This window comes from Pseudogracilibacillus amylolyticus (SeqCode), assembly GCF_051918545.1.
Lineage (GTDB): Bacteria > Bacillota > Bacilli > Bacillales > Amphibacillaceae > Pseudogracilibacillus.
In genome coordinates this window covers 1-7,986 of the sequence record NZ_JBPPZG010000180.1, presented here as the reverse complement: position 1 = coordinate 7,986, position 7,986 = coordinate 1, and the positions used below count along the sequence as shown (strand labels likewise).

Below are 7,986 nucleotides of genomic sequence, written 5' to 3'. Positions count from 1 at the left end.
TTGTGAGCGAACTCACTGTTGTGTATACGGCACCGATAAAAAGAAGTAACATGATTATTTTGTACATAATATTTTTTACAGACATTCATAACACCTCTTTGGAAGTCATCTTTTCCAATAAAGAGGCAATCTATTCATTTTTTTTAAAATTTAATAGATTAACAACAAACTTTCCATAATAAATATTGCTTTTTTACCATTTTAAAACATCTGATAACCGCTCTTACGTAAATATTTAATGACGAATCCAGAAACGAGTGTACCGATAAAACCGGATGATAAAATTACAACATCGACGACTGGGAGAGATGTCATTTTTGAAAAAGTACTTGAGAAAGCATTTCCAGGGTCTGTAAAATAATCACCAAATGTACTATCTCCAATAATTAAGGAAATAACAAATGGATAAAAAATAGCCATTAACCAAGTACGTCGTAAAAGCATATTTAGGATAAAGGCTATCCCAAAAAAGATTACAAAATATAATAACATAGATACAATAAGCTGAATCAACGATTTGTCCCCTCTCAACTATACATAATGAAAACTGCCACACGTAGTGCCAGTTGACCAAATGACCGTCTATTAATAAATTACGTTTATACTGTTTATAATTTTATAGTTAGATAAAGAAAAAAGCAAAGACAAGGCCTATTGCCCATTTAAAAAGTCATTAATTGTGAATAATTTGTTTTATTTTTACAATGCTCTTTTAAGACTCAATATTTCTGAGATAAATTTCTTTATGATAAGATAATTATAAGGTAAAATGGCAGGTAGAGTTTGGAGGGAAAATAATGACAGAGAAAATATATGATATTACGATTATTGGAGCAGGCCCTGCTGGTCTGTTTACCGGTTTTTATGGTGGGATGAGACAGGCAAGCGTTAAAATCATTGAAAGCTTACCACATACAGGCGGTCAGTTAACAGCGCTGTATCCTGAAAAATATATTTATGACGTGGCTGGATTCCCAAAAATCCGTGCCCAAGAGTTGGTAAATAACTTAGAAGACCAGCTTAAACTGTTTGATTCGACACTTGTGTTAGGACAATCGATTGAAAAAGTTGAAAAACTGGAAGATGGTACATTTAAACTTACCTCTACGGATAATGACATTCATTATTCAAAGGTAATTATTATTACGGCTGGTAACGGTGCCTTTGAGCCTCGTCGATTAAATATTAAGACTTCAGAACAGTTTGAAGGTAAAAATCTTCATTACTTTGTTAATAATATGAATCAATTTAAAGATGAAAAAGTTGTTATCTTAGGTGGTGGCGATTCCGCTGTTGATTGGGCGCTTATGCTGGAACCTATTGCAGAAAAAGTTACACTTGTCCATCGACGTGATGAATTTAGAGCTCATGAAGGCAGTTTAAAACAGTTAACTGAATCTAAAGTAGAAATATTAACCCCTTTTGTACCAACAGATATTGAAGGTACTGATAAAATTGAGCGACTTGTCCTTCAGGAAACAAGAAGCGAAAAAATCATTAAAATTGATGTTGATTCGGCGATTTGTAATTACGGATTTATTTCAAGACTCGGCCCAATTGCGAACTGGGGATTAAACATCGAAAGAAACAGTATCGTTGTTAATTCTAAAATGGAAACAAATATTCCTGGCATTTATGCAGTCGGTGATATAAATACGTATGATGGGAAAGTAAAACTTATCGCTACTGGATTTGGAGAAGGACCTACAGCAATTAACAACGCAATGCAGTATATGAATCCTAAAGCAAGGATACAACCAAGACACTCAACGAGTATGTTTTAATGATAAGACGTCGTTTACCATCATTTTTGCAAATAATAAATTGCACTCATATTTTATCAAAACAGTAGATATTTGCTGAGATAATTTGAGAAATAAAGAAATCCGAACTATAATTCAATTTTTCAATACGTTGAATTTAATTAGTTCGGGTTTTTCATTTGGTTACCTTTGAAATCGACCCTGATAAACTGACATAAGTCTCTGCATATTAATGATAAGAGTCGACTTCTTGGGGAATGACTCGACGTGTTGCGAAATCGACTCGATATCTTGGAAGGCGAGTTGATCTTCCCAGTGGTAATTAAATTGTTATTTTACAGTTTACTTTAACAGTAAAGTAAACAGCTAAAGTTTTCACAAACAAAAAAGCCTACGCAACAAGGCGAGGCATTTTAGCAATCTCCTGGTGTACCGACTTTATCTTTTGTGCGAAAAGAAGAACCGCAACCACATGATACGATAGCGTTTGGATTATTGATACTGAATCCTCCGCCCATCATATTTTGTTTAAAATCAATTTCCGTATTCTCGATAATCGGAATATCCTGTTTAAAAATCACAACCGGTATTTCATTTATTTCAAACACTTCGTCTAGCTCTTCATTTATTTTATCATCAAATCCAAGTGAATAGGATAACCCACTGCACCCTCCACCTTTAATACCAAAGCGTAACTTGCTATCGCTTGACTCTTCTTTCATCATTTCTTTGATCTGATTACGCGCATTATCTGTAATTGAAATAGCCAATGTATTACCTCCTCGTAGAATATTTCAATACATCTTACCTTTAGTATACAAACTGGCGAAACTTCATTCAAATAATTGATTCGATGACAAACTTTTCTATGCTAAATTTGCCGAATCCCTTTAGCTTCTATCGTTTTGAATATCGTTTTTAAATGTGGAATCCCTTCTGAAATAATCTCATTATCTAAAAGAATTAACGGATAAAACAAATCTTCTTCCACTATATGTTTAATCATTTCTTGATGTTTATATGCATATTGTTCAGGATTATCCATATCGATGTATGTATATGAAAATTGATCTGTCCCATATTTTCTGGATATAGCTGCCTGTAACCATTCATACGTATCTTTTGATCCAGGTGCACCAACACAACTTGCACAAATTTGATTTCGTCCATAAACTTCTATTTTTAAATTTATACTCAATTGTCTCTTCCTTTCACAATTTTGCATAATGTATATCGGTTCATTACGTAACTGAAAACAATTTTCATTTACAAAAGGTTAAAAAACAGATAAAATATAAGTAGGATAAATTTATAACTCATTACCTCATATATTATATTAACTGAGACTTTTTACTATGTTTCGGAAAGGAGAAATCACCCAATGAAAGAACAAGTACAAGAAGTGCTAAATAAATTACGCCCATTCCTTTTACGAGATGGCGGAGACGTGGAACTAATTGATGTTGATGAAAATGGTGTAGTCCTACTTCGATTAATGGGTGCATGTGGAAACTGCCCAAGTTCTGCGATCACATTAAAAGCAGGTATTGAACGTGCTTTAACAACAGAAGTTCCCGGCGTAACAGAAATAGAACAAGTGTTTTAATATACAATTCGAAAAAGAATCCACTTCATATGGATTCTTTTTCATTTAATAAACAGGTGTTTTAGGTTGCTTACCTTGAAAAACAAGATCTATATTTTCTAGACATAATTTAAGCATATTTTCTCTTGTAGCCAAACTGGCAGAGCCGATATGAGGTAACAGCACAACATTCGTTAAGTTTGTTAAAGGATGAGTTGATGAAATAGGCTCCTGTTTAAATACATCTAAACCAGCCGCTCGAATAATTTTTTTATTGAGTGCTTTAAATAATGCATCCTCATCAACTACTCCACCACGTGAAGCATTAATAAAAATTCCAGATGATTTCATCGTTTGAAATGCTTTTTTATCAAACATATCCACAGTTGCTTCAGATAGCGGTACTAATGATACAACAAAATCAGATTCCTTCAATAATTCTTCAAATGAAACATAGGTGGCATTCAGTTCCTTTTCCACTTCTAAATTTCTACTCCGATTATGATATAAAATATCCATATTAAACCCTTTTGCCCTTTTAGCGACCGCTTCTCCGATACGTCCCATGCCAACTATTCCAATCGTCTTGTGATGGATATCTGAGCCTGCTAACATAAATGGAGACCATTCTCCCCACTGATCATTATATATGTAATTTGTAGCCTCAATTAAACGCCGTGCTGTTGCCATTAGTAATGCAAATGTCAAGTCCGCAGTCGTTTCCGTTAATACATCAGGTGTATTTGTAACGATAATATTATTATTTTTAGCGGCTTCTAAATCAATATTATCGTAACCGACAGCCATGTTTGCGATAATTTTTAAATGAGAAGCATGTTGACAAAATGTTTGATCAATTTTTTCGGTTAATAAACAAAGTAGTCCATCAGCCTTTTTTGCTTCTTCATATAAAACATCTTTAGGCACCGGTTTACTTTCACTTGTCCACATTGTAATATTCAATCGATCTTTAAATGGTTCCAATAAATATTCAGGTATCTTTCGAGTAATATAAACATTAGGCTTTCCCAATACATCCACCTCTTTTTATATCATTTTATCTATTTTAACATAAACGAAAGAGTTTTAAGTTACATTTATAAGTGATAAACTGTACATATGGAAGATTTTTACGGAATTTTTTCAGTTTCTATATAATAGAGTTTAAAAGAGAGTGGTGATGTAAAATGCAAGAAAAGCAAAGTGAATTAGAAAAGAAAGCCCGGCAATGTCTAGAAGAAAGAGGAGTGTCCATCAATGATATTGCCGAATTAGTTTATTATTTACAGTCTAATTATTTCGAAAACTTGAGCATGGAAGTTTGTAAACATAATGTGAACAGAGTACTTTCAAAAAGAGAAGTTCAACATGCCGTCCTTACAGGTATACAACTTGACATATTAGCAGAACAAAATAAATTAGCTGAACCTTTACAAGATATTATCCATCGGGATGAGGGATTGTACGGAATCGATGAGGTGATTGCTTTATCAATTGTTAATGTTTATGGTTCCATCGGTTTTACAAGTTATGGATATATTGATAAACAAAAACCCGGTATATTAAAAAAATTAAATGACCATTCTAACGGAAAAGTAAATACATTTTTAGACGATATTGTTGGGGCAATTGCGGCGGCAGCATCAAGCCGGCTTGCCCATTCCTTAGCCGGGGATATACTTGATTAATTAAAGAAAAGTGTAAATCTAAAATTTTGGAATTTCCACAGTGAAGGCAATACCCCGCGGACGTTTTCTTCTGCTTTTTCGATGATGATCGTCCGAGGGAACGCGCCGCAGACGTTTTCTTCTACTTTTTCGATGATGTTTGTCCGAGAGAGCGCGCTGCGGACGTTTTCTTCTGCTTTTTTGATGATTTTTTGTCCGAGAGAACTCGCCGCGGACGTTTTCTTCTGCTTTTTCGATGATGATTGTCCGAGGGAACGCACCGCAGACGTTTTCTTCTACTTTTTCGTCGACTTTTGTCCGAGGAACACCCGGCCGTCCCAAATGTGCAGATATTTTACCATAACAGTATTTTATGGCGCCACTTTGTTGAATTCTTTTTCTATCCATTCAAGTAAATTCTCCATTACAAATGTCGGCTGAACTTCAATCTGTTGTAAATCTTCTCTTGTACTATAACCCGTCAATACCATTAACGTATCAATGCCGGCATAAATACCTGCTTTAATATCTGTTTCATAGTTATCGCCAATCATTAAAACATCTTGCTTCTTTATTCCGATCTTTTTAATTGCTTCTGTCATTATAATTGATTCTGGCTTACCGACGATCAAAGGCTCTACTCCGGTGCTTACTGCTATAGAAGACGCTATGGCACCATTTCCTGGAATTAATCCCTGTTCAGTTGGAATTGCGGCATCTTTATTCGTTACAATAAATTCAGCCCCTTCACGGATTAATAAACATGCTTTTGCCAATTTATCATACGTAATTTGTCTATCCAAACCGACAATAACATAATCACAATGTTTATCCGTTACAATTAAACCTTCATTTTCTATTGCTTTTACTAATCCAGTTTCTCCTATAACATAGCAACGTGCTTGATTTTTTTTATCTTTAATATATTTTGCTGTTGCCATAGCAGAAGTTAAAATATTATGTTCTGTTGCTTTAAGATCCAATCTGGTTAATTTCTCAACGAGCATTTTCATTGTATACGTGGCGTTATTTGTTATAAATAGGTAAGGAATGTCACGGTCATTTAATAAATCAATAAATTGTTTTGCTCCATCAATAACCTCTTCACCGCGATACATTGTTCCATCTAAATCAATTAAATATCCTTTATAATCCATTCGTACCTCCAAATAACAATTATTTAATGATGAATTTTCTCTATAAATAAAAATGGCTTACAGTCAAGATGACGTAAACCAAATTCCCCAACAATATGGATTATGCATTATTTTTCAGGTTTTGTAATCGTCCAACAACAGTATTTCGCACCTTTCGTCATACAAGACTGTGCTTTAACCTTACTATTGGGAAATATATTCCGATATATGTCTTTTTCATTATTACAAATCTGGCCATAGTTTGAGGCCAAATTAAAGATTGGACAATTAAAATTTTTTACTTCGTAGTCGCCTGATGCAGTTTTCTCATACTCGATCATATATCCTTTATCTTGTTGAATTTCGGCAATTCGTTTAACTTTTTCATCAAAGTCTATATTCTCCATTTGAGAAACTAACTCCGCTTCTTCGCGTTCTTTTCTCTTCAGCAGCAAGTCTTTAACTGCCTCTTCACCTTGTAATTCCTCTAGATCTTGCAATAACTCCATTGGCAATTGCTCGTATTGATTAGGAAATGTGTTATGACCCTTACCCGTTAATAAATAAAGATGGAAGGGCCGACCTATATCTTGCTTAACAATTTTTTCTTTTACAAATCCTTGGCGTAATAAATCATTAAGATGTCTTCTTACTGCAACTTCTGAAATTGAAAAATATTCCATTAACTCTTTAATTGAAAGTTCACTATCTTTTTTTAAAATGTGCAAAATTTTCTCTTTTGTTGACGTTCGTTTATTCATGAGGCTCCCCCCTAGGGCTCATTAGAAAATGCATTCGCAACTCCCAACTCGTTATCCAAATACGTACGAATATGGTAACTAAACTGTTTTAAAACGTCTTTATTCGTAAATAAAACTTCCTTTATACGTTTATGATCTATATTCAAATATTCCTGGACAAGCATTTGTCTTAAATCAATAATTGCTTTATAACTTGATTCATCTTGTTCCGGGATTACTTTTTCATCAACTAAAATATCGATAATATCATGATAACTTCCCGGATCTCTCATAATAAATCCGTCAATCATCAAATTCCCAACATCTAAGATTGATTCAATAACCATATGGCTTAATCGTTCTAATCCAAGTTTTTCTATTATTGAAGAATATTGTTTATCTTTAATTTCTTGGAGCAATGAATCCATATAGGTTATAATTTGTTCTATTTCACTTCTATTAACAAAATACATATTGTGACCCCTCACTTACCATCTGTATCTATCTTTATCATACCATAAATTTCAATATAATCTAAACTTATTGTTTAAGATACAACATTGCTGCCCTTCCATGCTATACTTGTAGTAGAGGTTACTTAGAAAGGGTGAGTGGTATGTCTAAAGTGATTAATTTAAAAGTTAAAAATAATTTATTAAATTTAGACGCTACTGAAATCGCTGAATTGATTAAAGAAAGAAAAGTAACAAGTGAGGAGGTTACTTCTACTTTAATCGAGCATATTAAAAAGATCAATCCTTCCTTAAATGCAGTTGTTGAAGAGCGATTTAGTGATGCGTTAAAAGAAGCAAGAGAAAAGGATAACACTATTGACACCACTAATTGGAATAACCAACCGCTTTACGGAGTACCGATCAGTATTAAAGAATCCATACATGTCAAAGGAATGAAAACAACTGGCGGTATTGTACATAGAAAAGATTTAATCATGTCAAATGATGCTTTGGTAGTTGAAAAATTAAAAACAGCTGGGGCGATCATATTATGTAAAACAAACACCCCTGCACTCTGCTTCTGTCATGAGACAGAAAATAAGCTTTATGGTAGAACCAATAATGCTTGGAATAGTAAGCG

12 protein-coding genes are annotated in these 7,986 nt (G+C 33.7%); 4 read left to right on the top strand and 8 right to left on the bottom strand.

The window, feature by feature from the left end; genetic code table 11:
* Positions 1-201: 201 nt before the first annotated feature.
* Positions 202-513: a YuiB family protein gene (locus ACPYKA_RS16345; RefSeq protein ID WP_479543283.1), complete on the bottom strand. Its 312-nt coding sequence runs from the start codon at positions 511-513 to the stop codon at positions 202-204.
* Positions 514-797: 284 nt separating this feature from the next.
* On the opposite strand from ACPYKA_RS16345, the gene ACPYKA_RS16340 reads away from it, so the two are divergent.
* Complete coding sequence (locus ACPYKA_RS16340; RefSeq protein WP_479543282.1) at positions 798-1,784, top strand: NAD(P)/FAD-dependent oxidoreductase; 987 nt, start codon at positions 798-800, stop codon at positions 1,782-1,784.
* A 392-nt stretch (positions 1,785-2,176) separates the two neighbouring features.
* Here the strand turns inward: ACPYKA_RS16340 and ACPYKA_RS16335 are convergent, their stop codons facing one another.
* Positions 2,177-2,533 carry a HesB/IscA family protein gene (locus ACPYKA_RS16335; RefSeq protein WP_336260792.1) on the bottom strand — a complete coding sequence of 119 codons (357 nt, stop codon included), beginning with the start codon at positions 2,531-2,533 and terminating at the stop codon, positions 2,177-2,179.
* 101 nt (positions 2,534-2,634) lie between these two features.
* Positions 2,635-2,961 (bottom strand): YuzD family protein, encoded by a 327-nt coding sequence (locus tag ACPYKA_RS16330; RefSeq protein ID WP_479543281.1) that lies wholly within the window; start codon positions 2,959-2,961, stop codon positions 2,635-2,637.
* Between the two features lie 183 nt (positions 2,962-3,144).
* Here ACPYKA_RS16330 and ACPYKA_RS16325 point away from each other — a divergent pair, with 183 nt between their 5' ends.
* Positions 3,145-3,369, top strand: a complete 225-nt coding sequence (locus ACPYKA_RS16325; RefSeq protein WP_479543280.1) for a NifU family protein — start codon at positions 3,145-3,147, stop codon at positions 3,367-3,369.
* 45 nt (positions 3,370-3,414) lie between these two features.
* Here the strand turns inward: ACPYKA_RS16325 and ACPYKA_RS16320 are convergent, their stop codons facing one another.
* Positions 3,415-4,380, bottom strand: coding sequence for a 2-hydroxyacid dehydrogenase (locus ACPYKA_RS16320; RefSeq protein WP_479543279.1), 966 nt, complete (start codon positions 4,378-4,380; stop codon positions 3,415-3,417).
* A 155-nt stretch (positions 4,381-4,535) separates the two neighbouring features.
* On the opposite strand from ACPYKA_RS16320, the gene ACPYKA_RS16315 reads away from it, so the two are divergent.
* Positions 4,536-5,036, top strand: coding sequence for a phosphatidylglycerophosphatase A family protein (locus ACPYKA_RS16315; protein ID WP_479543278.1), 501 nt, complete (start codon positions 4,536-4,538; stop codon positions 5,034-5,036).
* An 18-nt stretch (positions 5,037-5,054) separates the two neighbouring features.
* On the opposite strand, the gene ACPYKA_RS16310 is transcribed toward ACPYKA_RS16315, so the two are convergent.
* From ACPYKA_RS16310 to ACPYKA_RS16295, 4 genes are all read right to left on the bottom strand, one after another.
* Positions 5,055-5,423: a hypothetical protein gene (locus ACPYKA_RS16310; protein WP_479543277.1), complete on the bottom strand. Its 369-nt coding sequence runs from the start codon at positions 5,421-5,423 to the stop codon at positions 5,055-5,057.
* The gene (locus ACPYKA_RS16305; RefSeq protein WP_479543276.1) at positions 5,387-6,172 is read right to left on the bottom strand and encodes a TIGR01457 family HAD-type hydrolase; all 786 of its coding nucleotides are present in this window, start codon (positions 6,170-6,172) and stop codon (positions 5,387-5,389) included. Before ACPYKA_RS16305 ends, ACPYKA_RS16310 begins: the two co-directional genes overlap by 37 nt.
* Positions 6,173-6,279: 107 nt before the next feature.
* Positions 6,280-6,912: a helix-turn-helix transcriptional regulator gene (locus ACPYKA_RS16300; RefSeq protein ID WP_479543275.1), complete on the bottom strand. Its 633-nt coding sequence runs from the start codon at positions 6,910-6,912 to the stop codon at positions 6,280-6,282.
* 11 nt (positions 6,913-6,923) lie between these two features.
* Positions 6,924-7,364 carry a DUF86 domain-containing protein gene (locus ACPYKA_RS16295; RefSeq protein ID WP_479543274.1) on the bottom strand — a complete coding sequence of 147 codons (441 nt, stop codon included), beginning with the start codon at positions 7,362-7,364 and terminating at the stop codon, positions 6,924-6,926.
* Positions 7,365-7,507: 143 nt separating this feature from the next.
* Here ACPYKA_RS16295 and ACPYKA_RS16290 point away from each other — a divergent pair.
* On the top strand, positions 7,508-7,986 hold a 479-nt coding region (locus ACPYKA_RS16290), incomplete at its 3' end, for an amidase family protein (protein ID WP_479543273.1).